Annotated in this window: 25 protein-coding genes, 2 tRNA genes and 1 other RNA gene; 26 read left to right on the top strand and 2 right to left on the bottom strand. The window is 54.0% G+C overall.

The annotated features are described in order from the left end of the window. The first annotated feature begins 30 nt into the window (after window positions 1–30). The 12 genes from tadA to dmpI all read left to right on the top strand — a co-directional run bounded on the left by tadA (window position 31) and on the right by dmpI (window position 12,281). On the top strand, window positions 31–504 hold the full coding sequence (tadA, locus tag D7024_RS14270) for a tRNA adenosine(34) deaminase TadA (RefSeq protein WP_121452374.1): 474 nt from the start codon (window positions 31–33) through the stop codon (window positions 502–504). A gap of 6 nt (window positions 505–510) precedes the next feature. Then, window positions 511–604 (top strand) — tRNA-Ser (locus D7024_RS14265). A gap of 690 nt (window positions 605–1,294) precedes the next feature. Continuing rightward, a complete protein-coding gene (locus D7024_RS14260) occupies window positions 1,295–1,501 on the top strand; it encodes a hypothetical protein (RefSeq protein ID WP_121452373.1) in 207 nt (68 codons plus the stop codon). A 40-nt stretch (window positions 1,502–1,541) separates the two neighbouring features. Further along, window positions 1,542–2,441, top strand: a complete 900-nt coding sequence (locus tag D7024_RS14255) for a GGDEF domain-containing protein (protein WP_121452372.1) — start codon at window positions 1,542–1,544, stop codon at window positions 2,439–2,441. Window positions 2,442–2,511: 70 nt separating this feature from the next. Beyond that, window positions 2,512–4,419 (top strand): HD domain-containing phosphohydrolase, encoded by a 1,908-nt coding sequence (locus D7024_RS14250; RefSeq protein WP_121452371.1) that lies wholly within the window; start codon window positions 2,512–2,514, stop codon window positions 4,417–4,419. A gap of 142 nt (window positions 4,420–4,561) precedes the next feature. Next, entirely contained in the window at window positions 4,562–6,604 is a 2,043-nt protein-coding gene (locus tag D7024_RS14245; RefSeq protein WP_121452370.1) for a GGDEF domain-containing response regulator, read from the top strand. 317 nt (window positions 6,605–6,921) lie between these two features. Next, window positions 6,922–8,004, top strand: coding sequence for an iron-containing alcohol dehydrogenase family protein (locus D7024_RS14240; RefSeq protein ID WP_125185664.1), 1,083 nt, complete (start codon window positions 6,922–6,924; stop codon window positions 8,002–8,004). A gap of 92 nt (window positions 8,005–8,096) precedes the next feature. Further along, complete coding sequence (gene hisC / locus D7024_RS14235) at window positions 8,097–9,209, top strand: histidinol-phosphate transaminase (RefSeq protein WP_121452368.1); 1,113 nt, start codon at window positions 8,097–8,099, stop codon at window positions 9,207–9,209. A gap of 80 nt (window positions 9,210–9,289) precedes the next feature. Further along, window positions 9,290–10,309, top strand: coding sequence for an ABC transporter substrate-binding protein (locus D7024_RS14230; RefSeq protein WP_121452367.1), 1,020 nt, complete (start codon window positions 9,290–9,292; stop codon window positions 10,307–10,309). Between the two features lie 140 nt (window positions 10,310–10,449). Further along, window positions 10,450–11,229, top strand: coding sequence for an ABC transporter permease (locus tag D7024_RS14225; RefSeq protein ID WP_121452366.1), 780 nt, complete (start codon window positions 10,450–10,452; stop codon window positions 11,227–11,229). 1 nt (window position 11,230) lies between these two features. After that, window positions 11,231–12,016 carry an ABC transporter ATP-binding protein gene (locus D7024_RS14220; protein WP_121452365.1) on the top strand — a complete coding sequence of 262 codons (786 nt, stop codon included), beginning with the start codon at window positions 11,231–11,233 and terminating at the stop codon, window positions 12,014–12,016. A 76-nt stretch (window positions 12,017–12,092) separates the two neighbouring features. Beyond that, window positions 12,093–12,281 carry a 4-oxalocrotonate tautomerase DmpI gene (gene dmpI, locus D7024_RS14215; protein WP_121452364.1) on the top strand — a complete coding sequence of 63 codons (189 nt, stop codon included), beginning with the start codon at window positions 12,093–12,095 and terminating at the stop codon, window positions 12,279–12,281. Between the two features lie 130 nt (window positions 12,282–12,411). Here the strand turns inward: dmpI and D7024_RS14210 are convergent, their stop codons facing one another. After that, window positions 12,412–13,197, bottom strand: a complete 786-nt coding sequence (locus D7024_RS14210; protein WP_121452363.1) for an HD domain-containing protein — start codon at window positions 13,195–13,197, stop codon at window positions 12,412–12,414. Between the two features lie 378 nt (window positions 13,198–13,575). Here D7024_RS14210 and D7024_RS14205 point away from each other — a divergent pair. From D7024_RS14205 to D7024_RS14155, 11 genes are all read left to right on the top strand, one after another. Next, window positions 13,576–13,670: transfer RNA gene (locus D7024_RS14205), tRNA-Ser, on the top strand. Window positions 13,671–13,729: 59 nt separating this feature from the next. Further along, window positions 13,730–13,994, top strand: an RNA gene (gene ffs, locus D7024_RS14200) — signal recognition particle sRNA large type. A gap of 239 nt (window positions 13,995–14,233) precedes the next feature. Further along, on the top strand, window positions 14,234–15,976 hold the full coding sequence (gene dnaX / locus D7024_RS14195) for a DNA polymerase III subunit gamma/tau (protein ID WP_121452362.1): 1,743 nt from the start codon (window positions 14,234–14,236) through the stop codon (window positions 15,974–15,976). A 15-nt stretch (window positions 15,977–15,991) separates the two neighbouring features. Then, complete coding sequence (locus tag D7024_RS14190; RefSeq protein ID WP_121452361.1) at window positions 15,992–16,309, top strand: YbaB/EbfC family nucleoid-associated protein; 318 nt, start codon at window positions 15,992–15,994, stop codon at window positions 16,307–16,309. Between the two features lie 12 nt (window positions 16,310–16,321). After that, window positions 16,322–16,921 (top strand): recombination mediator RecR, encoded by a 600-nt coding sequence (gene recR / locus D7024_RS14185; protein WP_121452360.1) that lies wholly within the window; start codon window positions 16,322–16,324, stop codon window positions 16,919–16,921. A 75-nt stretch (window positions 16,922–16,996) separates the two neighbouring features. After that, window positions 16,997–17,260 carry a pro-sigmaK processing inhibitor BofA family protein gene (locus D7024_RS14180; protein ID WP_121452359.1) on the top strand — a complete coding sequence of 88 codons (264 nt, stop codon included), beginning with the start codon at window positions 16,997–16,999 and terminating at the stop codon, window positions 17,258–17,260. A gap of 249 nt (window positions 17,261–17,509) precedes the next feature. Further along, the gene (locus D7024_RS14175) at window positions 17,510–18,160 is read left to right on the top strand and encodes an Mrp/NBP35 family ATP-binding protein (protein ID WP_243113804.1); all 651 of its coding nucleotides are present in this window, start codon (window positions 17,510–17,512) and stop codon (window positions 18,158–18,160) included. A 380-nt stretch (window positions 18,161–18,540) separates the two neighbouring features. Next, complete coding sequence (locus D7024_RS14170; RefSeq protein WP_121452357.1) at window positions 18,541–19,629, top strand: transketolase C-terminal domain-containing protein; 1,089 nt, start codon at window positions 18,541–18,543, stop codon at window positions 19,627–19,629. Window positions 19,630–19,658: 29 nt separating this feature from the next. Continuing rightward, complete coding sequence (locus tag D7024_RS14165; protein ID WP_121452356.1) at window positions 19,659–20,420, top strand: thiamine pyrophosphate-dependent enzyme; 762 nt, start codon at window positions 19,659–19,661, stop codon at window positions 20,418–20,420. Beyond that, a complete protein-coding gene (locus tag D7024_RS14160) occupies window positions 20,413–20,979 on the top strand; it encodes a 2-oxoacid:ferredoxin oxidoreductase subunit gamma family protein (protein ID WP_121452355.1) in 567 nt (188 codons plus the stop codon). Before D7024_RS14165 ends, D7024_RS14160 begins: the two co-directional genes overlap by 8 nt. 12 nt (window positions 20,980–20,991) lie before the next feature. After that, window positions 20,992–21,252, top strand: a complete 261-nt coding sequence (locus D7024_RS14155; RefSeq protein WP_121452354.1) for a 4Fe-4S dicluster domain-containing protein — start codon at window positions 20,992–20,994, stop codon at window positions 21,250–21,252. Between the two features lie 161 nt (window positions 21,253–21,413). Here the strand turns inward: D7024_RS14155 and D7024_RS14150 are convergent, their stop codons facing one another. After that, the gene (locus D7024_RS14150) at window positions 21,414–21,638 is read right to left on the bottom strand and encodes a hypothetical protein (RefSeq protein WP_121452353.1); all 225 of its coding nucleotides are present in this window, start codon (window positions 21,636–21,638) and stop codon (window positions 21,414–21,416) included. Window positions 21,639–21,804: 166 nt separating this feature from the next. Between D7024_RS14150 and D7024_RS14145 the strand changes: the two genes are divergently transcribed. From D7024_RS14145 to holB, 3 genes are read left to right on the top strand one after another with little or no spacing between them, the layout of a single operon-like run. Further along, the gene (locus D7024_RS14145) at window positions 21,805–23,250 is read left to right on the top strand and encodes an aminotransferase class I/II-fold pyridoxal phosphate-dependent enzyme (RefSeq protein ID WP_121452352.1); all 1,446 of its coding nucleotides are present in this window, start codon (window positions 21,805–21,807) and stop codon (window positions 23,248–23,250) included. Continuing rightward, entirely contained in the window at window positions 23,247–23,858 is a 612-nt protein-coding gene (gene tmk / locus D7024_RS14140; protein WP_121452351.1) for a dTMP kinase, read from the top strand. The genes D7024_RS14145 and tmk overlap by 4 nt, the downstream gene beginning before the upstream one ends. Beyond that, window positions 23,859–24,848, top strand: a complete 990-nt coding sequence (holB, locus tag D7024_RS14135; protein WP_121452350.1) for a DNA polymerase III subunit delta' — start codon at window positions 23,859–23,861, stop codon at window positions 24,846–24,848. Window positions 24,849–24,882 lie beyond the last annotated feature (34 nt).

Below are 24,882 nucleotides of genomic sequence, written 5' to 3'. Positions count from 1 at the left end.
TCGACAGGTATCTCTGGTGGGGAGGGGTATTTGACGGATCACCACCGCTACATGCTGGAAGCCCTGGCCGAAGCAGAAAAGGCCTATAAACTGGGTGAAGTACCCATCGGCGCGGTAGTGGTACTGGGAGATAAAATTATCGGTCGGGGACACAACCTCCGGGAAACGCTGAAAGATAGTACGGCCCACGCGGAGATCCTGGCCATGCGGGAGGCAGCCCGCTACCTGAGGGACTGGCGCCTGGTGGATACCATCCTTTACAGCACCATTGAACCCTGTCCCATGTGTGCCGGTGCCATGGTGCAGTTTCGGGTGCGGATGCTGGTTTACGGAGCCCGGGACCCAAAGGCGGGGGCGGTGGATTCCATTATGGATATAGTGCGGGAGCCCCGGTTTAACCACCAGGTGGAGGTTATCTCGGGCGTCCTGGCCGGTGAATGTGCGGCAATCATCCAGCGTTTCTTCCGGGAGTTGAGGCAAAAAGACAAGCAAAAGGAAGGTTAAATTGACGGAGAGATGGCCGAGTGGTTGAAGGCGCTCGACTCGAAATCGAGTAGGCGGGCCAAAACCCGCCTCGTGGGTTCGAATCCCACTCTCTCCGCCAAAAGCCACATAAATTGAGGGGTTATTGCCAATCACGGCGATAACCCCTCAATTATTTAGTGTAGATGAAAAACTTCCCTTGCAGAAAATTTTGTAAATATTTTGGATACAGGTTGGAAAAATAAAGGAGTGTTGCAGTGATTGTCGAATTAAAAATTTAAACTAAGAACAATGGGAGCAGGCACGCATGGAATTGCTAATATCAAACCATGTTAACAATATATGGATACGGGGGGATTAAATTATGCCACTTCCAACATAATATTGCAATTATCCCTTCCCAACAAAAACCCCAATTCCACCTCTGATGAATATCGCTTTTTATCTATTACCTGCCATATTTCCCACCTTTACCGCTATCTCTTCATGCCTCTGGTTTTTCCATACGCCTGGAAAACGGGTTTTTCACTTTATTTTCCTTATTACATTATGCGCGGGCCTCGGTCTTTGTAGATCATCTCTTTAATTCCCCCGCTGAGCCGGGTGCTGGCGGTGTCCGGCGCCTTGATGTTTTCGGCCACACCGTCGTGTGCCTTTCCGGCTTTGCCATGAAAGACGGGCATATCTTGCTACTGCTGAACACCGAAGCGGTATGCTAAAAAACGGAATTGCCTGAGGAAACCGGCGCTGGAATGGACTAACGCGCAGAAAATCTAATTATTCATTCAGAAAGATTTAGGGGAAAAACCGCATGCGCACAAACTTGCGCGAGATCGTCGGCCAGGTAGTCCAAACGTCCAAGCAGGTGGCCGACTCGGCCTCCCAGCTCGCCGCCCAGGCCGAGCAGACCGCCGCCGGGGCGAAGGGTCAAGAACTTAGGTATTTCACCATCCCTCACAACAGGAAAGACATGGAGTTATTAAAGGAAAGGCTTTTGATTAATTTTGGTGCCGTTTAAGGAGACGTGCTTCAACCCTGCCTGAGAGGAGATAGGATATATGTTCAGTGCAGAAGAAAAGAAAATGGAAAAGCTTTATGAGTCTCTTGATTTGTTGAAAAGTATGTACCAGATTGCCAGAGTAGTAGATCCTGTTTTTAAAAAGGTTCTGGAGTATAAAATTGGTTTTTTAGATCACGAAGATAATCATTGTTATGATTTCTGGCAGAAAGGTGAGCTGTGTGAAAACTGTATCTCGATGAAAGCATATAATGAGAATGACATATTCATAAAAATGGAGTATCTTCAGGGTAAAATTTACATGATAACCGCCGTTCCGTTAAATATCGAAAATAGAAAACTGGTTCTGGAAATGCTGAAAGATATCACGGGAAGTATAGTTGTGAGTGAACTGGGTAATGAAAACAATATTGAACTGGAGAATTATATAAAGCAGTTAAATGAACTAGCTATTAAAGATAGTTTAACGGGAATATTCAACCGACGGTATATAAATGAAAGGCTGCCGGCAGAAATGATAAAAAGCGGCGTTGCACAAGAGCCGTTATCTATAATAATGGCGGATATTGACCATTTTAAGAAAGTAAACGATAACTTCGGACATACAGCAGGTGACCATATTCTTAAAGAGTTTGCATTACTCCTTGAAAAAAACATCCGCAGCGGGAAGGATTGGGTTGCAAGGTACGGCGGAGAAGAATTTCTTGTTTGTTTGACAGACACTAGTAAAGATGTTGCAAAACAGGTTGCCGAGAGGATGAGAAAGGCTACAGAAGAAAAGGTATTTGAATATGCGGGAATAAATCTGAAAATAACAGCAAGTTTCGGCGTTTGTACTGCTGAAGGGAATCCGGATTTGTCTTTTGAAGGCTTCCTGCAGTCTGCTGACAAAAATCTATATACGGCTAAAAAAACAGGCAGAAACAGGGTTATTGCCTGAAATTCCGGGTAGGCCCTTCTATGCTTATGCGCAGGGGGCTTTTTTGTCAGGAAAAGGGGGATTTAAGAAGATGGAAGAAAAGATTTATAAAGAAATACTTATGGAATCTCCCTTTGGCTATACCTGTCACAAGGTGCTGTACGGGAGGCAGGGGGAGCCGGAAGACTATATCTTTCTGGAAGTCAACCCCGCCTTTGAAGAAATGACCGGGTTAAAAAGAGAAGCTATCCTCGGGAAAAGAGTGACGGAAGTGCTTCCCGTCATCATGGCGGGCGGCTTTGACTGGGCGGCCTTTTACGGCAAGGTGGCCCTGACCGGTGAAAGACATGAGTTCAGCCATTATGCAGAACCTTTGCAGCGCTGGTACAAAATAACCGCCTTTTCTCCCCAAAAAGGGTATTTTGTCACCTTGTTTCAGGAAATCACCGAGGCCGAAGCGGAGCTCCAAAAAAGGCTGGAATACGAAAAGCTCATCAGCGGCCTTTCCTTTCTGGCCATGCAGGAGACTGAACCTGAGGTTTTTCTTTTCAAAGCCCTGCGGATGATGGGAGAAGGCCTCAAGGCAAGCCGGGCCTACCTCTTTGAAGCGGACCGGGAAAAAGGGACCATGAGCAATACTTTTGAGTGGACGGCACCCGGTATAACGCCCCAGAAAGAAAATCTTCAGGAAATCCCTGAGGCTGAATTAACCTGGTGGGTGGACAGGCTTAAAAACAGGGAAGTGATTAACTACAGGGACATTGAAGACATCCCCGACGAAAAGACAAAGGAAATCTTAAGGCCCCAGGAGATCAAGTCCCTGCTGGTACTGCCTGTATATGTGAAAGGGGAATACAACGGCTTTATCGGTTTTGACGACTGTCTGAAAAACAGGGAATGGTCTGAAGCCGACATCAATTGCCTGCAGCTTGCCGCAAGGATTATTTCCGAATATATTCTGCGCAAGAAATTTGAAGAAAAAATCCTCTTTTTGAGCTATCATGACCAGTTGACCGGTCTTTACAACCGCAGGTTTATGGAAGAAGAAATAAAGCGGCTGGATACGCCGCGTCAGCTGCCTGTATTGTTTATCATTGGTGATCTCAACGGATTGAAGCTGACCAATGACGTCTTCGGTTATGAGGCAGGGGATCTTCTTCTGAAAAAAGCGGCAGAGGTAATAAAAAAATGCTGCCGGCGGGAGGATATTATCGCCCGCTGGGGCGGTGACGAATTTGTCATTTTGCTGCCCCGGACCGGTATGAAAGCAGCGGAAGAAATTGTCAGGAGGATTAAGGACAGGTGTACTTTGGACAGTGATGGGCCCATTCAGTTGAGTATTGCCCTGGGCTATGCCGCAAAAATCAGAGCCGAAGAAAACATCTGGCAGGTACTGAAGGAAGCCGAGGAATGGATGTACCGCCATAAGCTTCTGCAGGGCAAGAGTTACAGAAATGCCGTTATTTCATCCCTGAAGGCCACCCTTTTTGAAAAAAGCATGGAAACGGAAGAACACGCAGAAAGGTTAAAGGAAATAAGCATTAAAATAGCGAAAGAACTGGGCCTTTCCGCTAAACAAATGGATGAGCTGGAGTTACTGGCAGTGCTTCACGATATCGGGAAGGTAGCCATCAAAGAAAGTATTCTGCTAAAACCCGGTCCTTTGACAGAGGAAGAATGGGCGGAGATGAAGAAACACCCGGAAATCGGCTACCGCATTACCCAGAGTACGCCGGAGCTGGCTTCCATTGCTGAATACATCCTGTGCCACCATGAACGGTGGGACGGCAGGGGTTATCCCCGGGGAATAAAAGGGGAAGAAATTCCTCTTTTATCCCGTATCCTGGCTGTTGCTGACGCTTACGACGCCATGACCAACGACAGGCCCTACCGGAAAGCAATGAGCAGGGAAGAAGCAATAGCTGAAATAAAAAGGAATGCGGGGACGCAGTTTGACCCGGAGGTAGTAAGTGCTTTTATTGAAAGCTGCGTAAAGTGATAAAATTTTTCACGAAGATCAGTATTAAACGAGATCTTAGTTTGCTGAAACAATTTATGGTCACAACCGCTGAAATAAGTGATTCCGGCGAAGGACATTCCGCTGCCGCGGAAGAAATAATTGCCCGGGGGTTGGTTTGGCGATGAAAACATTTAAGGGCAAGAGAATTCTTATTGTAGAAGACAGCAGGTTTCTTGCGCAAATAACGGCAAATATCCTGAACAAGTACGGGTATATGACTGAAATTGCCCTGACAGGCGAAGAAGCTGTGGAGAAAGTCCGCAGCAGCCGGTGCCCCGACCTCATCCTGATGGATTTAGAGCTGGGAGAAGGAATGGACGGGGCGCTGGCAGCCCGGTCGATACAGCAGTTAAAAGACGTGCCTGTCGTTTTTCTTACCGCCCATACACAACAGGAAGTTGTGGAGAAAATCCGTTCGGTTACAGGCTACGGATATGTGCTGAAAGGTGCCGGCGAACATGTGCTGGTGTCGGCAGTTGAAATGGCACTGCGGCTTTATGAAGCAAATGCCTATGCAAACATGTACCGGCGGATATTTGAAGGTTCATTGAATGAGATCTATATTTTTCACCCTGAGACCTTAAAATTTATTGCGGTGAACCGCGGTGCCAGGGAAAATCTGGGTTACACAATCGAAGAACTGAGCAGCATGACGCCCCTTGACCTGAAGCCTGAGCTTGACCTGCAGAGCTTCAGGGAACTCCTTGACCTCCTGGTAAGGGGGGAGCAGGAGAAGATCGTTTTTAACACGGTACACCGCCGGAAAGACGGCTCCCTTTACCCTGTAGAAGTACACCTGCAGCTGTTTGAACACGATAGAGAAAAAGTATGTCTGGCACTGATTATCGACCTGTCGGAGCGCAGGCGGATGGAAGAAGAACTGCGGGAAAGGGAGGCAACTTTAAGTGCCGTAATGGGCTCGGCTCGGGACGCCATCGTCATGCTTGACGGGCAGGGGAACGTCACTTTCTGGAACCCGGCGGCGGAACAGCTATTCGGCTACTCCCGGGAAGAAATCCTGGGGAAGGAACTGCACCGGCTGGTGGTGCCGGAGGAAAACCAGTACCAGGCCTATAGAGAGGGCTTCCGGCGTTTTCAGCTGACCGGGGAAGGGAATGCCATAGGGAAAACAATTGAGCTGAAAGCCAAACATAAAGACGGGCGGGAGCTTGATGTGGAGCTCTCACTGTCTGCTTTGAAGATCAGGGACGCCTGGCATGCAGTGGGCATTGTGCGCGACATCAGCGAGCGCAAGCGGCTGGAGGAGGAAAACAGGCGCAAAGAAGAGCGGCTCCGCCAGATACTGGAGGGCATTCCCAGTCCGGCCTGGCTGGTTTCAAGGGAGCGCCTTATTCTGGCGCAGAATAAAGCAGCGGAAATGGTGGTGGGAACAAAAGTAGGAAATTATTGTTGGAGGAGCATACATGGTACGAAATCCCTTCCAGACGAGTGCCGGGAGGCAATTGAAAAATCCGGCACCCCTTTACCCGGCACGAAATGTTATTTCTGCCGTGGAGACGAGGCTTTGGATAAAAATGTACCAATAAACAGCGAAGTGGAATTTGCAGGGGGCATCTGGGATACCTGGTGGGTTCCATTGGGAGAGGATATCTACCTTCACTACGCCATGGACGTTACGAAATACAAAAAAATGGAGGAACAGCTTTACCGGCTGTCCATAATCGATCCCCTTACAAATGCTTACAACCGCCGCTATTTTATGCAGGTGCTGGAACAGGAAATTGAGCGCACGCGGCGGACCGGTCTGCCCTTTTCCATAATCATGGTGGACCTGGACCACTTTAAGAGCATAAACGACCGCTTCGGGCACGCTACCGGCGACCGTGTCCTTAAAAGTTTAGTAGATATGATCAAACAAAGGATCCGCAAAACAGACTGCCTGGCCCGCTGGGGCGGAGAAGAATTTATAATACTTTTGCCAAATACATCGGTGGACAAGGCCGCCGGTTTAGCGGAAGAGCTTCGAGAACGGTTAAGCCGCATGGATATTCCGGGCGTAGACCACGTGACTGCCAGTTTCGGAGTGGCCGGTTACTGCCCGCCGGACACGGCCGATACCCTCATTATGCGCGCCGACAATACGCTGTACGCAGCAAAGGCTGCCGGGCGAAACTGTGTCCGGTATACAGGTGCATGTATATAGATTCAAGTGTTAGTAACCCCGGGTTATGCCGGGGTTTTTGCAGGGGAGAACCATTATTCATTCAAGGATGCTGCTCTGGTGTCGACGATTAGTCACCGTAACAGTTAAAAATTTAAATAAAGACCCGAAATTAAAGTCCGCTGGACAGGTTGTTTTTGGCATAATGGGTGGAGGTAGAAAACAGGCGCTGGACTTTTTTGGGGGATAAATGAACCGGACATTTTTCGCAGGTGGTTTTTTGGTTGCCGAATTTGCACACAGCCAAAGAAGGTTTTTGTCGTGAAATCACGAAATATGTTTTTTGGGTGATAGTGAATATGCAGCGTTGCATTGCTCCAATCAAATATGTACGGGAAGAACTGGCGCTGGAAAGTTTAGGCGAATTATTGCCCCGGGCGGTGCGGCGGGTTTTGATCGCCGGTGGGAAAACCGCCCTGCAGGTTACCGGGGAGCGCCTCACGGCAGGGTTAAAAGAAGCCGGCAGGGAGATAGCCGGTTGTGTATGGTACGGGGGAGAGTGTTCCCCTGTTAATATCGAAAAGCTGGCTGCTGCCGTGCGGGACGCCGGGGCGGAGATGCTCATTGGCGTGGGCGGCGGTAAAGCCCTGGATACGGCCAAGGGAGCGGCTTACCTGGCTGATGTTCCGGTGGTGACCGTTCCCACCATTGCCGCCACCTGCGCGGCCTTTACCGGTATTTCCATCATCTACAACGAGCAGGGTGTTTTCCAGGAAATTTCCCGGCGGGTGCGCCTGCCGGATCTGGTAGTGGTGGATCTGACAACCATTGCCCGGGCTCCGGCCGGGTTTTTAATCGCCGGCATCGGGGATACCCTGGCCAAGTGGTATGAGCTGAAAGCAACAGCCCGGAACCGTTCTGATTCAGCCGTGATTCGCAGTGCCTTGCAGCTGGCGGCAGTGGCCCGGGAAGTGCTTGTTTTGCACGGGGAAGCCGCCCTGGAGGCGGTTAGACTCCGGGAAGTAAATAAACACCTGGCTGAAGTGGTGGACGCCATTATCATGGTCAGCGGCCTGGTCAGCGGGTTGGGCGGCGACGAGTGCCGTACTGCAGCCGCCCACGCGGTATATTCCGGCCTGACCTGCCTGCCGGAAACCCACAGTCGCTACCACGGGGAAAGCGTGGCCTTTGGGATTCTGGTTCAATTAATGCTGGAAAATAATGCGTCTGAAGCAAGGGAACTTATCAATTATTACCGGAAGCTGGGCTTACCCACAACCTTTGTCGAACTTGGCCTTGCTGCCGTGACGCCTGAAAAACTTGCCGTAGTAGCAGCCGGGGCCCTGGCCGCGGAAGACATCCAGAACATGCCCTTTTCTGTTGATGAAGAGATGCTGGTGCAGGCCCTGATGGCAGCCGATGAGTTGGGCCGCCGGCTTTAAATAGGTGAACAGGTTTTAAGCAGGCATCCGGCCTTTATTTTTCATGTCCCTTGTGTTCAATTCGATGTTGAAAGGAGTGGCGGAGTAACCCCATGGAACTTGAGCTGCTGGCCGCCCGGCGGACTGCCGCCGTGCAGGCCTTCCCGGTGGAACTTCCCGACCTTCCGCTTGACGAGCTCCGGGCACGCCTGGGTCGGGAGCGGGTGTACAAGCTTTCCTTCAATGAAAACCCCTACGGCCCTTCGCCCGCGGCAGTAAAGGCCATACAGGAGGCGGCGGCCGCCCTACACCGTTATCCCGACTCTTACGGCCGTGCCCTGTGCCGGGAACTGGCTGCTTTCTACCGCTTGTCACCGGAACAATTTCTCCTGGCCAATGGGGCCGACGAAGTAATAAACCTGGTGGCCATGGCCTTTCTTGATCCGGGAGACGAGGTGCTAATCCCTTCCCCTACCTTTGGTTCCTACGCTGCGGCTGCTCACCTGGCCGGGGCCGTACCGGTGCGCGTCCCTTTAACCGACTATCGCATTGACCTGGAAAAGGTGGCTGCCGCCGTTACAGAAAAAACAAAACTCATTTTTATCTGCAACCCCAACAACCCTACCGGTACGGCCTTTCCCGCACCTGAGCTTTTGCCTTTTTTGCGGCGGCTGCCGGAACGGGTGCTGGTGGCGGTGGATGAAGCCTACAACGAGTACACCGATGATCCGGCGAAATATACGGCCGTACCTCTCATTAATGCCGAGCCCCGCCTGCTGGTGATGCGCACCTTTTCCAAGATATACGGTCTGGCGGCGGCCCGGGTGGGTTATCTAATCGCAGCTGCCGGCCTCGTTGCCCGGGTGCACCGGGTCCGTCCTCCCTTTAATGCAGGTGTTTTGGGGCAGGCAGCCGCCCTGGCTGCCTTTCGCGACCGTACATATGTAGAAACCATGCAAAAATACAACCGCGAGCAGCGGCAGTGGTTGACTGAACAGCTAACTGCCTGTGGCTGGAGGGTCATTCCCAGCCAGACCAATTTTCTATTGGTAGATACGGGTGAGGACAGCAGGGAAGTATACCACTACCTGGTTGAACAGGGGATTATCGTCCGCCCCGGCCACGGTTTTAATTTGCCCAACTGCCTGCGCATTACCGTGGGCCGGCCGGAGGAAAACATGGCCCTTGTTGAAGCCCTGATGTCTAAAAATACCAGTAAAAGTTAATTTCCTGCCGACAGGAAAGATGTTTTTTTTGTCGAACGGTTTATTGCGCTAAAACTTTAAAACTACAGGAGGGAGATGTAGTGTTAAGTAGACTTAGTAAACTGGCGGTTTTAACCCTGGTCCTTGTCCTGGTTTTGGTCGCGGCCGGTTGCGGGGGGCAAAAAACGTCTGATTCCGGGAAGCAGCAACAGGCAGGGACCGGGCAGGAGCAAAAACTGGAAAAGGTGCGCATTACCCTGCCTACCTGGCCGGGATATGGCCCGTTGTTTTTAGCCCGGGATAAGGGCTTTTTCAAAGAGGAAGGGCTGGATGTGGAAATTTCCGTCATTCAGGGTTTGGCTGAGCGGAAGGCTGCTTTAAAGGGCAACAAGGTGGACGGCATGGCCACCACCCTGGACATTGAATCCACCCTGGAAGCCGAAGGGGTACCGCTGAAAATTATTTGGGCGCTGGATGATTCCTACGGCGGCGACGGTATCGTGGCCAAAAAGGACATTAAATCGGTAGCTGACCTGAAAGGCAGAACCGTGGCCCTCGACGTGGGTACCACCAGCCACTTCTTCCTGTTGAACTGCCTGGAAAAAGCCGGTTTGAGTGAAAACGACATCAAGATGGTTCAGTCTGGCAGTGCCGGAGATGCCGGTCAGGCCTTTGTTGCCGGGAAAGTGGATGCGGCGGTAACCTGGGAACCCTGGCTGTCCAGGGGAGTTAAGGAAGGCAACGGCAACCTGATCATTACCTCCAGGGAAACACCGGGGCTGATTGTTGATGCGGTGGCTTTCCGTAAAGATTTTGCCGAAAGCCATCCCAGGGAAATGCAGGCCATCGTGAACGGCCTGGCCAAGGCCATGAAGTTTTATGCCGAAAACCAGGAAGAGGCGGTGAAAATCATGGCCAGGGGGCTGGACATGAAGCCGGAAGGTTTCCTGGACGGCATCCGGTTGTACAGCCTGGAAGACAACCTGAAGTTTTTCAACGGTGAAATTCAAAAAACCTTGCAGAAAGCGGTAGACTTCTACTATGATAAAAAAGTGATCAACACCAGGCCCGACATCAACCAGATGATTGATGGCAGCTACCTGGAAAAAGCTCCGAAGTAACCTATTTAGAAGACACCAACCCCAAAGCGGCGCTGGGTGGCGTTCATCCAGCCGTCGGGAGGCCGCCACCCGGCAGTTTTAATTCTCAATTATATATTCCGGCGCCCGGACCGCGGCGCCAGTAACATCGAGGTTACAAAATGTTGTTGCGGCAGGATATAAGCAAGTCATTATACAGCGGCCTGGGAGCCGCACACTTTGCCCTCTTGTTTGTCATCTGGTCCTTGCTGGCCTACGGGCATCTGGTGCCGGCCTCTTTGTTGCCGACCCCCGGTGAGGTGGCCCGGACGGCAATTGAGATGATCCGGGACGGTTCACTTGCTGAACATGCCCTGGTCAGCACTTTTCGCGTTACTTCCGGTTTTTTAATCTCGGCTGTAATCGCGGTACCCCTGGGGATCCTCATGGGTACCTGGAAGTGGGCCATGGGTTTTTTTGAGCCCATGTTTGGCTTTATCCGCTATATGCCGGCTTCGGCCTTTATTCCCCTGTTCATCCTTTGGCTGGGCCTGGGTGAACCGGAAAAGATCATGGTCATCTTTTGGGGGACTTTTTTCCAGCAGGTGCTCATGGTCATGGACGTGACCAAGAACGTGCCCATCGAGCTAATCGAAGTAAGCTACACCCTGGGGGCCAGGGGCTTTTCCGTTTTCAGCCGGGTGATTATCCCTGCCTCATTGCCGGGGATAGTGGATACTTTGCGCATTACTTTCGGCTGGGCCTGGACCTACCTGGTGGTGGCCGAAATTGTGGGGGCCAGTTCCGGCCTGGGTTATGCCATCATGCACGCGGCCAGGTTTGGGCACACGGAAAAAATATTTGTTTGCATCCTGACCATTGGCCTCTTAGGTATGATTACCGATTTAATTTTTAAGTTTATCTATAATGTGTTGTTTGCATACCAGCGGCGGGGGACTTAAAATGTTAGGTGGCAAGGGTATTAAGTTGAGGATTCAAGGGGTATGTAAAACCTTTAACGGGCGGCGCAACGATGTGGAGGCGCTCCAGGCCACCAGTTTTGAAGTGCGGGAAGGGGAATTCGTGACCATTCTCGGCCCGTCGGGGTGCGGCAAGTCCACCATCCTGCGGATTGTGGCCGGATTGACCGGGCCCACCGCCGGGCGGGTACTGCTGGACGGCCGGGAAATCAAGGGGCCTGGACCGGACCGGGGGATGGTTTTCCAATCCTATACCCTTTTTCCCTGGTTGACGGTGCGGCGCAACATCGAATTTGGCCTGGAATTGCGTGGCGTACCGGCGGCAGAGCGCCACGCCATCTCCCAGCATTACATTGAACTGGTCGGTTTGAAGGGTTTTGAGGATGCGTACCCGGTAAGTCTTTCCGGAGGGATGAAACAGCGGGTCGCCATTGCCCGTGCCCTGGCCAACGACCCGGAAATACTGCTCATGGACGAGCCGTTTGGCGCCCTGGACGCCCAAACCAGATTGATCATGCAGGAGATTCTGCTCAAGGTGTGGGAGGAATCCCGCAAGACCATTCTCTTTGTAACCCATGACGTGGAGGAAGCAGTTTTTTTAAGCGATACGGTGCACGTAATGACCGCCCGCCCCGGGCAAATTAAAGAGACGGTTCAGATCAACTTGCCCCGGCCGCGCACTTACGAAGTGAAAGACGAGCCCGAATTCTTGCGCCTGAAAAAGCGCTTGCTGGACCTCATCCGGGCCGAAAGCTTGAAAGCGGTCTAAGAGCAAACTAAGCGTCCTCTCGGAAAAAAAGAGGGCGCTTTTTGAGAATCCTGCAGCATCAAGAGGGGGTGACAGGATGCCCGTAATTACGGTTCACGGCCCGAAAATGAGCAAGGAACAAAAGGCGGAACTGGTGAAGTCCTTTACCGAAATCGCCAGCAAAATAATGAATATCCCCGCCCAGGCTTTTACAATTCTCATTGAAGAGATGGAACGTGAAAATGTGGGTGTCGGGGGAGTTTTGCTGGCGGACAGGGAGAAATAGGGACCGCTGGATCAGCAAAAGATTATTCCTTTGGCCGCCGCTATGTCGTTGGTGGTTGGGGTGGGCCCGGGCATAATGCCCGGGTCTACGTGTTCGCCCGGCATGTCTGCCTGCAGGAAACTTCGTCGCTTCAGCGGGCCTGCCGGCGCGCTATGTAAGCCTGCAAATGGTCGTAAACTTTCTGGATCTCTCCGGTCTTTGGCAGTCGGGCGATAATTTTTTCTACATAGCCGTTCCCGGCAATATCCGAGAGCGAGCAGGGGAAATTGATGTCGTAAATCCAGGAAAGCATGAGCAGTTTGCGGTCGTTAAAATTTTTCATGTCATCGTAGTAACAGAGTTGTTCTTGAAGCAGGTTTCGAACCAGAACCGGCGAATATCCCGGTGTATCGGGGAGGCCGGAAATCTGCTGGGCGTTTGGTTGATCGTTCTTACGGTCCAGGGAAGCGGTGAACATCTCCAGGATGTCCAGTTTATCTGCATCCCGGATCAGCCGGGCAAATAAGGAGAGTCGGTCCGGTAAATCCGGGGGCAGCGTACAAAGGTTATGATACTCGATGGCCTTCGTGATCAGGTTCCTTTCTTCTTCTGTTAGGGCGACGAGCACTCCGGTCCGTTCCAGTTCGCGTATGCCCAGGAGCGCATGATTTTCCGAACGCCGGTCGTTAAAAGTATGGTAGAGGGCAAACTGTTTAAAGCGCCCAATATCGTGAAACAGGGCGATGGTTTCGGCCAGGTAAAGGTCTTCAGCCCCCAGGTTTAAAGAGCTTCCGATACGCAATATTTTCTCGCAGACCCTTTTGGTGTGTTCCTCCTTGAGCTTGATTCCTGCCTGAACGTCGGGGTCATCATGGTAAAAGTTCTTAACGTATTGGTTAAACCAGTTCTTTAAAGCCTGAAGCTGCTCCGCTTGCAAAATCCCGTCCCCTTTCAAAAAAGCTAGTCATCTTTCCAGGTTCATTTAGAAGATTATACATCAATTATATAGTACCTTAACGGGAGAAACGTGAAAAGTGGTGTGCCCCTCATGGGTATTTGCCGGGGAAAAACAAGGGTGTACCCGTGTATAACATACGACCCGCAGTGGCCACGGGAGACATGGCCACAGGAGACGACATTCCGCACGGAAGAACCGCTTGCAAAAACCCGTCGTTGGTTGTAAAATATAAAAACGGAGACCCGGCATGCCGCAGCTCTGCCAGGTACCCCCCTCTTGAGTTTTTTGTGCGGCATGGATATAATAAATTATATAAAAGAATATCGTACCAGCGGCAGTAGGCCAGGGCCAGATCGTGGAGAGATGGCTGAGTGGTTGAAGGCGCTCGCCTGGAGAGCGAGTAGACGGGTACAAAGCCTGTCTCGTGGGTTCGAATCCCACTCTCTCCGCCAGTAAAAAGTTTTTGGCCGCAGGTTTGGCATGGTCGGCCTACGGCCGGTGGAAGCATTGGCCGTGCTAGACGGGGAGGTAGCGGTGCCCTGTACCCGCAAACCGCTGTAGCGGGGTCGAATTCCTGTCCGCGGGTGTGGCTTGTGGGGTCCGGCTCCTGTAAGGGGTGACGACGGTTGGGTCTTGCGCGACGGAGACTTCTGAACCGTGTCAGGTCCTGGCGGAAGCAGCACTAAGGAAGCACCTCCGGGTGCCGCAAGGGTGCCTGACCCGAGCTACCTGCAGGGGTAACGCCCGGAAGTCACCATTCAACGACAGGTGCACGGCCAATAAGATTTCACGAACTGCGTAAAAGCAGTTCTTTATTTTTTCTAAAAGAGGAAACTATTAAATGACGGCGAATTTGTTGTAAGACTATATACTAAAGCGTGAACAGCTGGAAAAGACTCCTTGCAAAGGCAGGCTGTCCAGGCAAGGGGTGCTTTGGGTACGGAGCGCCGGAGCGGGCACGGCAATGCCGTGCCGTATGGCCGGTTTAATGAATACTTTCGTGGAGTGAATCACCATGTCTTACCAGGCCCTATACCGCAAGTGGCGCCCCTGGCGTTTTCAAGAAATCGTCGGCCAGGAACACGTTACCCTTACCCTGAAGAATGCCTTGCTGGCCGGGAGAATTGCCCACGCCTATCTTTTTTGTGGTCCCCGGGGCACGGGAAAAACAACTACGGCCAAGGTCCTGGCCAGGGCACTGAATTGCCTTGCGCGCCAGGGGGCTGAACCCTGCAATGAATGTGCCGTGTGCCGGGAGATTAACGCGGGTACATCCATGGACGTGGTGGAAATAGATGCCGCCTCCCACCGGGGCATTGACGAGATCAGGGAACTGCGGGAAAAAGTAAGATTTTCACCGGCGCTGGCCGGCTACCGGGTTTATATTATAGACGAAGTGCATATGCTGACCAGTGAGGCTTTTAATGCCCTGCTGAAAACATTAGAGGAACCGCCCGCCCATGTGGTTTTTGTTCTGGCCACTACCGAGCCTCATAAAGTCCCCCTGACCATCCTGTCCCGGTGCCAGCGTTTTGATTTTCATCCCATTGGCCTTGCGGATATGCTGGCCCGTTTGCGGGAGGTGGCCGCCGGAGCAGGTTTTCAAGTGGAAGAGGAGGCTTTATATCTGATTGCGCGGGCTGCCGATGGTGGCCTGCGGGACGCCCTGGGCATCCTGGATCAGGCGGCGGCTTACGGCAACATGGTTGTTACCGTAGACCATGTGCACCGGATTATGGGTACCGTGCGGGACGACCTGCTGGATGGGGCGGCTCAAAACCTGGCTGCCGGCCGGGCGGACCGCTTGCTGCACCTGGTTGCTACCCTGGTGGAAGAAGGAAAGGACCTGCGCCTCTTTGTCCAGGGGCTGACGGCCTACTTACGCAACCTCATGCTAATCCGGGTTTCACCCCACGAAGAGCTGACCCTGGCTTCCGGAGAAAGGGAGCGTTTGCTGGAACGGGCCGGTGAGTTCACCCGGGAACAATTGCTGCACATTTTACATGTGTTGACCCGGGTGGAACAGGATATGAAATGGGCCAGCCAGCCCCGCGTTTTGCTGGAGGTGGCCCTGGTAGAAGCCACCCGTCCCGAAAGCGGCAGTTCCCCGGCCGCCCTTGCCCGGCGGGTGGAACAGCTGGAGTTGCGCCTGGAACAGTTGATGGCCGGCCGCGTGAATGGTTCCGTTGGGGAAAAAGATGTTGTCGAAAAAGATGTCCAACCTCCAGAGGAAGAACTAAAGGCTGGCAACACGGGCGACACAAGCACAGAACGGCCCCAGGCAGGTAAAAACACCGCTGCGGGAGGGCGGGGGAAAAAACGAGCCGCCACAAAAGAAGTTCAGCCAACTCAGGCCGTAAAAGCTCCCCCCGGAAACGGGGAGGTTTGCGCCAACGGCGGTGTTACGCTGGACAAAATCAGGCAGCGCTGGCCACAGGTGCTGGACCTGGTTCAAAGCAAAAACCTCCCGGTATACAATTATCTTATCCACAGCTGGCCCGAGCAGGTTGGGGAAGGGGTGTTAACCATAGCCTTCGGCCCCGATGACATGTTCAAGGAGCTGCTGGACACGGCGGCAAACCGCCGGGTGGTGGAAGAGGCGCTGGCCGTTTTATTTCCGGGAACCTGGCGGGTAAACATAGTGTACGGGAACGCTCCCCCGGAAGAAAGGAAACCGGACGAGCCGGATGAGCAGCTTGACGCCGCAACGGCCATCCAGCTCTTTGGGGGAGAAGAGATAGAAGAAAAAATTAATTAAAAGGAGAGATCAATCATGATGGGTCCCAATATGAACAAAATGCTGAAGCAGGTCCAGAAAATGCAGGCGGAAATGATGCGCCTGCAGGAGGAACTGGGCAACCGGACAGTGGAAGCCACCGCCGGGGGAGGGGCCGTAAAGGCAGTGGTGAACGGAAAACAGGAACTGGTGGCCCTGGAAATCAAGCCCGAAGCGGTGGACCCGGAGGACGTAGAAATGTTGACGGAGCTTATCCTGACAGCCGTGAACAGCGCCCTCAATCAATCGCGGGAAATGGTGTCAAAGGAAATGGGCAAACTGACCGGTGGACTGAACCTGCCCGGCCTTTTTTAGGGGTGAGAACCGGTGAGGTATCTCTCCGGCCCGGCGAACCGCCTGATTGAGGAGCTGTCCAAGCTGCCCGGTATCGGTCCCAAAACAGCCCAGCGCCTGGCTTTTTATCTTTTGAACGCACCGCCGGAAGTAGCCCACAACCTGGCCCGGGCCCTGGTTTTCGCCCGCGACAACGTCCGCTATTGTTCCGTCTGTGCCAACCTCACCGACCGGGAGGTCTGCCAGATTTGTTCCGACCCGGGCCGGGATAACACCCTGGTATGTGTGGTCCAGGAGCCGAGGGACGTATTGGCCATGGAAAAAACCCGGGGCTACCGGGGGCTCTACCACGTCCTGCAGGGGGCCATTTCACCCCTGGCCGGGGTGGGCCCCAATGACCTGACCATCAAGCAGCTTCTGGCCAGGTTGGGTGAAGGAAAGATAAAAGAAGTAATTCTGGCCACCAATCCGGACGTTGAAGGTGATGCCACCGCCCTTTACCTGGCCCAGCTAATCAAACCCCTGGGTTTGAAGGTTACCCGCATTGCCCACGGTTTGCCCGTGGGCGCCCACCTGGAATATGCCGATGAGATGACCCTGGCCAGGGCCCTGGAAGGCCGCCGGGAGTTATAAGAAGTAAGCATATTTTCCCTTCCCACTCCATATACATGCCGTGGGACAAGATTGCCGGTAAAAGGGGTGGGACTGATGGAGTTAAAGCTGCTTTTGTTGATAGCCCTCGGTCTTTTGGGATTATTTCTCATGGGCAGTGTTTTGCTCAAGGTTTTTAAATTCACCTTGCGGTTGATCCTGCAACTTTTGATGGGGGGAGTATTATTATTTTTGTTCAATATTTTCCTCGGCCAGTTGGGGTTAAGGATTGCTGTTAACCCGGTTACTCTCCTCACCGCCGGATTGCTTCAGGTACCCGGGGTGATACTCTTAATCCTGTTGCACTACTTTTTTGTTTAGCCAATTTTTCAAATTTTGGCTTGTGTTGACGTGGAGTCCTTTTTGCAATATACTAAACATGGGTTGGGTGGTCTGATAAATAAATAAAATTAATAAAAATTAATAAAATTAGGGACAGTAGACCCAACTGTCCCGGTTTTCGTTCTTATGTTGTTGTACTAACTTTTTAGAAAATAAATATAGGGATTTTAAATTTTTTTATCTTTCGCGTCATCCTGGCGGAGGTGAAGATGTATTTCCGGCCGGATAGTGGAAGCCTATATTGGAGAGTATGCCAGTGGCAAAAGCGAAGTGGCGGTCAACCGGGCCATTTTTCTGGCCTCCAGTGGCCGGCAGGTAAACCTGGTTGATCTGGACATCGTGGAACCCTGCTATACCCTGCGCCCGATCAAGAAAAAATTGACTGCCATGGGAATAAATGTGGTAGCCTGGGAAACCAGGGAGATGATGGGTTTGGGGGAAACGGGGAGCATCCTTCACCCCGCCAACCGCTGGGCCTTAAGGCTTCCCGGGGACGTAATCCTGGATATTGGCTACGGTGTGGAAGGAGCCAAAACCTTAAACCTGGTGGAGGGCGCGGTCACCGATCCTGATTTAAAGATTTTCGTGGTGGTAAACGTAGGCCGGCCCATGACCGGTACCGTGGAAGAAATTGTGGAGTATGTCCGGTCTCTGGGGAGGGTGGATGGTTTAATTAACAACAGCCACCTGGGGGACGAAACCACCGTGGAATTTGTCCAGGAAGGGGCAGGGATTGTGGACGAGGCTGCCCGGCAGCTGGGCATTCCCGTGGTGGCCACTACCGTCCTGGAGGAACTGGCCCGGGTCATCGGTTCCCATGATGCGGCAGGCCACCCGGTATGGCCCATTAAGCGTTATATGCCCCAAACCCTGTGGTGAAAAAGAAAAGCTCTTTTTGCGCTTCTCTTAAGGGCAAGAGTGAATGTTCAGCAAAACCGTACTGACGAGGGTGCGGCACTGTCCGGAGCGAACGACTTGCGAAGCGCCGGTAACAGCACCCGGTGAAGCGAGGCCGCCGGCTCAGCTCTCGAGGACGCCAAATGAAAACAAATGGAAGAACACCTATTGGTGACACATCGGGCAGTTTAATTATGGTCGGGAGGTAACAGTGTCGATGGTAATCCGCAGAGAGCCAGAGCCGGCCCGAAGCGAACCGTGGTGCTGTCGGCGCGAAGCACTGGAGTGAGCAAGGACAGCGCCGCACCCAAGTGGGTTCACTGAACATTAACGGGATAAGATTTCAGGAGGTGTAGGTCATTATGCCTGACAAACCAATTGAGGGTGAAAAGCGGGTCTTTATGACCGGTAATGAGGTGGTAGCCTGGGCTGCGCTGGTGGCCGGCGCAGAGATCATGTACGGTTACCCCATTACCCCTCAGAATGAAATCATGCACTACTGGACCCGTCTGGCACCCAAATATGGTCGCGAATTCCTGCAAACAGAGGATGAGCTGTCCGCCGGTTTTACCACTGTCGGCGGCGTGCTGGCCGGACGCAAAGCCTTCACCGCCACGGCAGGACCGGGCAACACCCTGATGCAGGAACCCATGTCCATGGCCGAAGCCATGCGCCTGCCTACTGTGGTGGTAATCCAGCAGCGGGGCGGCCCCTCTACGGCAACCGTAATTTACTCCCAGCAGGAAGTAACCATGACCACCCTGGGCGGCAACGGCGAGGGTCTGCGTATTGTCTACTCTACCGCCACTCACCAGGAGCTTTTTGATTATACCATCAAGGCCTTCAACACGGCCTGGAAATATCGTTTCCCCACCTTTGTCCTGGGTGACGGCTACCAGGCGAAAATGAGGGAATCCTTGACCATCTACGATCCAGCCAGCCGGGGCATTGAGCTGGTAGAAGCCGAACCCTTCCTGGGCAAGCCCGGCGTTCCCGGGGTGGACAGGCCACCCACGCAGCTGCGCAATACCTATAACGTAGAAGAGGAACTCTACGAGGTGCTGGAAGGATACTTCAAGGACTACGAAAAAATCGCCCCGGAAGTAGCCGAATACGAAGCTTTTGATGTGGAGGATGCCGACCTGGTGGTGGTATCCCACGGCGTGGTATCCCGGGCATGTAAGGCGGCCGTAAAGGAACTGCGGGAGGAGGGTATCAAGGTCGGCTACTTCCGTCCTATCACCCTTCGTCCCCTGCCGGTAGACGCCATCCGGGAAACGGCCAGCAAGGCCAGGCAATTCCTGGTGGTGGAATCGGCCAACGGGCAGATGGCCAGGCTCTTAAAGGAAGCAGCCTTCGGGTGTCCGGTGGAAATGCTGTCCCTGTTCAAGCCCGGGGTGGGCATCACTGCCGAAGATGTGGTCAGCCGCGTGAAAGAGATCGCTGGTTAATGTAAAATAAGGAAAGGAGGCCATTTTTGATGTCTGTGCAACCTGCCATGCCCAAGAGCTGGCGTGTAGATACCAAGCCCCACAAGTTTTGTCCCGGTTGCGGCCACGGCCTGGTGCTAAAGGCGCTGGGGCAGGCCATTGACGAACTGGGGATCCAGGACCGGGCCGTTTTTGGCTGTGATATTGGCTGTTCCCTGCTCGCCTGGGACTTCTTCAACGTGGATACCATTCAAACCCACCACGGCCGCACCACGCCCGTGATCACGGGTTTAAAGCGGGCCAATCCCAATCTTATCGGCATTGCCTACATGGGTGACGGCGGCGGCTATGCCATTGGCTCGCAGCACCTGGTAAATGCCGCGTCAAGAAACGAAAGGATCACCGTGATCCTGGTGAACAATACCCAGTACGGCATGACCGGCGGTCAGATGGCGCCTACCACCCTGCCCGGCCAGAAGACCGAAACCACACCCTACGGCCGGGATCCGGAAAAAACCGGTTATCCCACCCAGGGTCCGGAAATGGTGGCCGCCATTACCCGGGAGGGAGCCTACGTGGCCCGGGGCACCGTGGCCAACCTGCGGCAGTTAAAGAATTACCTCAAAAAGGCCCTGGAAAACCAGATGGCCGGCAACGGTTTTTCCTTTGTGGAGGTTCTCTCTACCTGCCCGACAAACTGGCGGACCAACGCCGAGGAGACCTGGAAAATGGTGGAACAGGAACTGCCCAGGTACTTTAAGGTAGGCGAAATTAAAGTGCCCGGTCAGAAGGAGGGCGAGGCAAATGGCTAAGGCGGTAAAGATCCTTCTGGCCGGGGAAGGCGGTCAGGGGGTCCAATCGGTAGCGGAAATCATTGCCGAGGCGGCCAACGAGGAAGGCCGCGAGGCCCTGTACATCCCCAACTTCGGCGTGGAGCAGCGCGGTGGTGTTTCCATCGCCTATTTGCAAATCGGGGATGAACCCATCGGCGCACCCAAGTTCCAGACCGGGGACATCGTCATTGCCTTGAGCGACCGGGCGGTGCACCGGACCCGGCAGTATGTGGGCCCCCAAACCCTGTTTGTTTACGATTCCAGCATTGAAGGCGTCGAGGACGCCCTGCCCACCCAGGCGAAAAAGATTTTGCCCATTCCGGCCATTGAGGTTTCCAAAAACGAACTGCATCCCCGGGTGTTCAACATTGTCATCATGGGTGCGGTAATTAAGGCCACCGGGGTAATTTCCGTAGAAGAGGCTAAGAAGGCCATTGAGAAAAAACTTGGCTACAAGTTTGAAAAGAACCCCAAGCTACGGGAACTGAATTTCCGTGCCCTGGAGCGGGGCATGGAGCTTGTGGCTCAAGCCATCTAAGGGGGGTAAGCAATGACACAGTCCTTTAAGGCCCGGACCATAGAAACCCAAAAAAGCTTCTGGACTATCTTCCCCGGCCTGTGCAAAGGCTGTGGGTTGTGCATGCAAAAGTGCCCCAAGAAGTGCCTTTCCTGGTCTGATGTGCTGGGGGTTTATGGTACTCCTTCGGTGGAACCAAACGATGAGTGCATCGCCTGCGGTATCTGCCAGATGGTTTGCCCTGACTGTGCCATCAATGTTAGCAAGAAAAAAGAGGAAAAGAAGGCGGGTTAATAGTCAAGGGCCCTTTCCCGATGGGGAAAGGGCCTTTATCTTAACAGCACCGCCATGTGGCGGAGCCGGTTCAAAGGAGGTTTTTGGACCCCAGGGACATGTTAACAACTGCCGGTTGCTATACACTATGAAGGGATGCAGGCAATAGTTCTGGATAGGGTTTAAAGGTAAACCAGCCGGTCCAATTCCTTTTTTCGGGCCAGGCGCAGGCGCCGGTGAGCCATTTCGATATCGCCCCGGATCCTGTTCAGGGTGGCGGGGTCGATGCCGGTGCTGGCGGCAATTTCCATATCCGAAAGGCCCTTTTTCCAGGCCCGGATTAGCCGGGAAACATTGGTTTTATACTTGCGGGAAAGGCTTTTTTCGTCAATTTTGTCACCTCTCATGCCCTGCCTCTCCTTTCACTTTCTCTTTTTCTTTAAACTTATTTTGACCGCCGCCCTGACCGGATATAAGATTAAAGTAATGGCAATGCTTTATGACGAAGGGCACTCATGTTAAAATAAAGCTGTTGAACCAAAATTTTGACTTACCATTAGGTGAAAACAGTTTATGAACCAGCAAGAAGCGCCCCTGGTGGCCGCACTCTATGCCCATTGTGCCAGGAGTTACGCCCACCTGCACGTGCCCGCACACCGTCAGGGAGAAGCCATTTTCCCCGAGTGGCAGGGGGGTAAAGAAATCCTGCAGCTGGATCTTACCGAGTTGCCCGGTTTGGATGATCTGCACCGTCCCGAAGGGGTGATCGCCCGGGCACAAGCCCTGGCGGCAGAGCTTTTTGGCGCCGGGCAAACCTTTTTTCTGGTTAACGGGAGCACGGTGGGTATAACGGCCCTGTTCCTGGCCCTGTGCCGCCCGGGGGATGAAATCTTGCTTCCCCGCAACGCCCACCGGGCCGTGCTGGGGGGGTTGATTTTTTCCGGGGCTAAGCCTGTTTTTCTTGAACCTGTGGTTATTGAGGAGTTTGGTATTGCTGCCGGATTGACTCCTCAGGTAGTTGCCGGGGCACTGGAAAAGCACCCGCAGGCGAAGGGGCTGCTGGTGCTCCATCCCACCTATTATGGAGTTACGGGCGATCTGCCGCGACTGGTGGGGCTGGCCCACGGGGTGAACAAGCCTGTGCTGGCCGATGAGGCCCACGGCGTGCACTTTGCCTTTCATGCCGTGCTGCCGCCGCCGGCATTGCAGTGCGGCGTGGACGCCGCGGTACAGAGCATGCACAAGATGGGAGGTTCCCTCACCCAATCCTCGTTACTGCATCTCAAAGGAAACCGGGTGGATGTCCTGAAAACGGCCCGGGCATTGCGCCTTTTGCAGAGCAGCAGTCCCTCTTATCTTTTGCTGGCTTCCCTGGACGGTGCTCGCAGGCAGCTGGCCACAAAAGGCAGGGAAATGCTGGAGCGGGCGGTGGGCCTGGCCCGGGAGGTAAGGCAGGCCCTTTCCCGTTTGCCCGGCATTACCCTGCTGGGGGAAGAACACCTGGGCCGGCCGGGAGCAAACGGCCTGGATCCCACCCGGCTGGTGATTTCCCTGCGTTGCGTGGGGTTGACGGGGTACCAGGCGGCCCGGATCCTGGCCCGGGATTACCGGGTGCAGGTGGAAATGGCCGATTATTATAACCTGGTGGTGGTCATTGGCATCGGCACCACCCGCCAGGATTGCGAGCTCCTCATCCGCGGTTTGCAGGGAGTGGTTCGCCGGGTGGGAGCAGGACAATCTCTCGTGGCCTGCCCCGAACGGCCGCCGCTTCCGGTGGGGCGCCTTACGCCCCGCCAGGCCTGGCTGGCTCCCAGCCGCCCCCTGCCTTTGGAGGAATGCGCCGGCCACATCTGTGCCGAATGGGTGAACGTTTCCCCGCCAGGCATTCCCCTGCTCTATCCCGGGGAGGAGATTGGTCCGGAGATGGTCGAATATCTACAATGGGTCAGGAACCTGTCACTTCCCGTACAGGGTCCTGAAGATCCCGGGCTGGCGAGCCTGCGGGTGGTGGTCCGGTGAAAGGTTTTTTCGTAGTTTTTGAAGGTATTGACGGGGCCGGGAAAACTACTCAGGCCCGGCTTTTAGCTCAAGCCCTGGTCCAGCGGGGGCACCCGGTGGTACTCACCCGGGAACCCGGGGGGACCCCGGTGGGGGAAAAGATCCGCAGCCTTTTACTCGATCCGGTACTGGCCGGTTTAACCCCCCTGGCCGAGGCCCTTCTTTACGCCGGCGCCCGGGCCGAGCTGGTGGCCAGCACCATCCGCCCCGCCCTGGCCGGCGGCCGGGTGGTGATCAGCGATCGCTTTGTGGATTCCAGCCTGGCCTATCAGGGCTACGGACGATGCCTCGACCTGAAGGAATTGGAACAGCTTAACGCCCTGGCCACGGGAGGGCTTGTGCCCGACTTAACGGTGTTGCTGGACATGCCGGCCGCCGAGGCTCTGGCCCGGCTGACCGGCAGGGCAGACCGCATCGAACAGGAAAGGCTGGATTTTTTTGACCGGGTACGCTGGGGATACCGCCAGCTGGTAAAAAGGGCGCCCCAACGTTACCTGGTGCTGGACGGACGCCTGGGCTGCCGGGAGCTCCACCGGCAGATCTTAAAGGCCGTGGAGGAGAGGTTTTAGGTGAAGTTGGCGAACATTATTGGACATGGGGAAATCATCCGCGCCCTGTGCCGGGCCGTGGAACAAAACAGGGTCAGTCATGCCTATTTATTTGCCGGGCCGGACGGCGTGGGTAAGACCACCACGGCCCTGGCCTTTGGGGCCGCCCTGCTGTGCCGGCAGCCTGACTGTGGGGATGCCTGCGGTCAATGCCGGGATTGCCGGCAGGTAGCCGGACAAAACCATCCCGACCTGCACCGGATTGCTCCCGAAGGGGCGTCCATCAAGATCGGGCAGATGCGGGAGATGTTGCGCCGGATTACCCTCTCTCCCTATCAGGGACAGCGGCAAATTTTTCTCGTGGAACAGGCGGACCTGATGACCCACGAGGCGGCCAACTGTCTTTTAAAGACCCTGGAAGAACCACCGGCCGGTACGGTGCTTGTTTTAATTTCGGATCGTCCCCAGGCGTTGCTGCCCACAATCCTTTCCCGCTGCCAGATCTTCACCTTTCACCCGCTGCCCGCGGAACAGGTGGCCGGTATCCTGGAAAGGGAAACGGCCGTTTCCCGGGACGAACTGGAGCTGCTGGCCCGGCTCACCGGGGGATGTCCCGGGCGGGCCGTGCGGCTGGCCGGCATGAAGGGCGGTTATTTTGCCGTCCGGCAAAGGGTTGTGGATATGGCCGCCGGGTTGGGTCGCGCTTCTGTTACGGAAGCCTGCCGGCAGGCAGCGCTGCTGGCTGAAGATAAAGAGCAGGCTTTAGTTTACCTGGAGCTTTTCTTGCTGTGGTACCGGGATTTACTGGTATGGACGGAAACAGGGGCTCCCGGGTTGCTTTTCAACCAGGATTATCTTCCCCTGGTGGACCGGGAAGCCCGTTTTTACAGCCGTACCCGGCTGCTTGCCATCATCAAAGAAATTGAAGGAACCAGGGATTCCCTATTGGCAAACGTTAATACCAGACTGGCACTGGAAATGCTTTTTATGCGCCTGGCCGGCGCCGCCTGAACGGGGGCGCTAAGACCAGGGAGGCTGAATGGAG

The sequence above is a fragment of the Desulfofundulus salinus genome (assembly GCF_003627965.1).
Taxonomy (GTDB): Bacteria; Bacillota; Desulfotomaculia; order Desulfotomaculales; family Desulfovirgulaceae; genus Desulfofundulus; species Desulfofundulus salinus.
This window is presented reverse-complemented; position numbering and strand designations above follow the sequence as displayed.

Coding starts and splice junctions, on each gene's coding strand:
- D7024_RS14155 (WP_121452354.1), top strand. CDS start 20,992: ATGACACAGTCCTTTAAGGCCCGGACCATAGAAACCCAAAAAAGCTTC.
- D7024_RS14245 (WP_121452370.1), top strand. CDS start 4,562: ATGAAAACATTTAAGGGCAAGAGAATTCTTATTGTAGAAGACAGCAGG.
- D7024_RS14160 (WP_121452355.1), top strand. CDS start 20,413: ATGGCTAAGGCGGTAAAGATCCTTCTGGCCGGGGAAGGCGGTCAGGGG.
- D7024_RS14260 (WP_121452373.1), top strand. CDS start 1,295: ATGCGCACAAACTTGCGCGAGATCGTCGGCCAGGTAGTCCAAACGTCC.
- D7024_RS14255 (WP_121452372.1), top strand. CDS start 1,542: ATGTTCAGTGCAGAAGAAAAGAAAATGGAAAAGCTTTATGAGTCTCTT.
- hisC (WP_121452368.1), top strand. CDS start 8,097: ATGGAACTTGAGCTGCTGGCCGCCCGGCGGACTGCCGCCGTGCAGGCC.
- dnaX (WP_121452362.1), top strand. CDS start 14,234: ATGTCTTACCAGGCCCTATACCGCAAGTGGCGCCCCTGGCGTTTTCAA.
- D7024_RS14150 (WP_121452353.1), bottom strand. CDS start 21,638: ATGAGAGGTGACAAAATTGACGAAAAAAGCCTTTCCCGCAAGTATAAA.
- D7024_RS14180 (WP_121452359.1), top strand. CDS start 16,997: ATGGAGTTAAAGCTGCTTTTGTTGATAGCCCTCGGTCTTTTGGGATTA.
- D7024_RS14165 (WP_121452356.1), top strand. CDS start 19,659: ATGTCTGTGCAACCTGCCATGCCCAAGAGCTGGCGTGTAGATACCAAG.
- D7024_RS14225 (WP_121452366.1), top strand. CDS start 10,450: ATGTTGTTGCGGCAGGATATAAGCAAGTCATTATACAGCGGCCTGGGA.
- D7024_RS14250 (WP_121452371.1), top strand. CDS start 2,512: ATGGAAGAAAAGATTTATAAAGAAATACTTATGGAATCTCCCTTTGGC.
- D7024_RS14190 (WP_121452361.1), top strand. CDS start 15,992: ATGATGGGTCCCAATATGAACAAAATGCTGAAGCAGGTCCAGAAAATG.
- D7024_RS14145 (WP_121452352.1), top strand. CDS start 21,805: ATGAACCAGCAAGAAGCGCCCCTGGTGGCCGCACTCTATGCCCATTGT.
- D7024_RS14240 (WP_125185664.1), top strand. CDS start 6,922: ATGCAGCGTTGCATTGCTCCAATCAAATATGTACGGGAAGAACTGGCG.
- D7024_RS14220 (WP_121452365.1), top strand. CDS start 11,231: ATGTTAGGTGGCAAGGGTATTAAGTTGAGGATTCAAGGGGTATGTAAA.
- dmpI (WP_121452364.1), top strand. CDS start 12,093: ATGCCCGTAATTACGGTTCACGGCCCGAAAATGAGCAAGGAACAAAAG.
- D7024_RS14170 (WP_121452357.1), top strand. CDS start 18,541: ATGCCTGACAAACCAATTGAGGGTGAAAAGCGGGTCTTTATGACCGGT.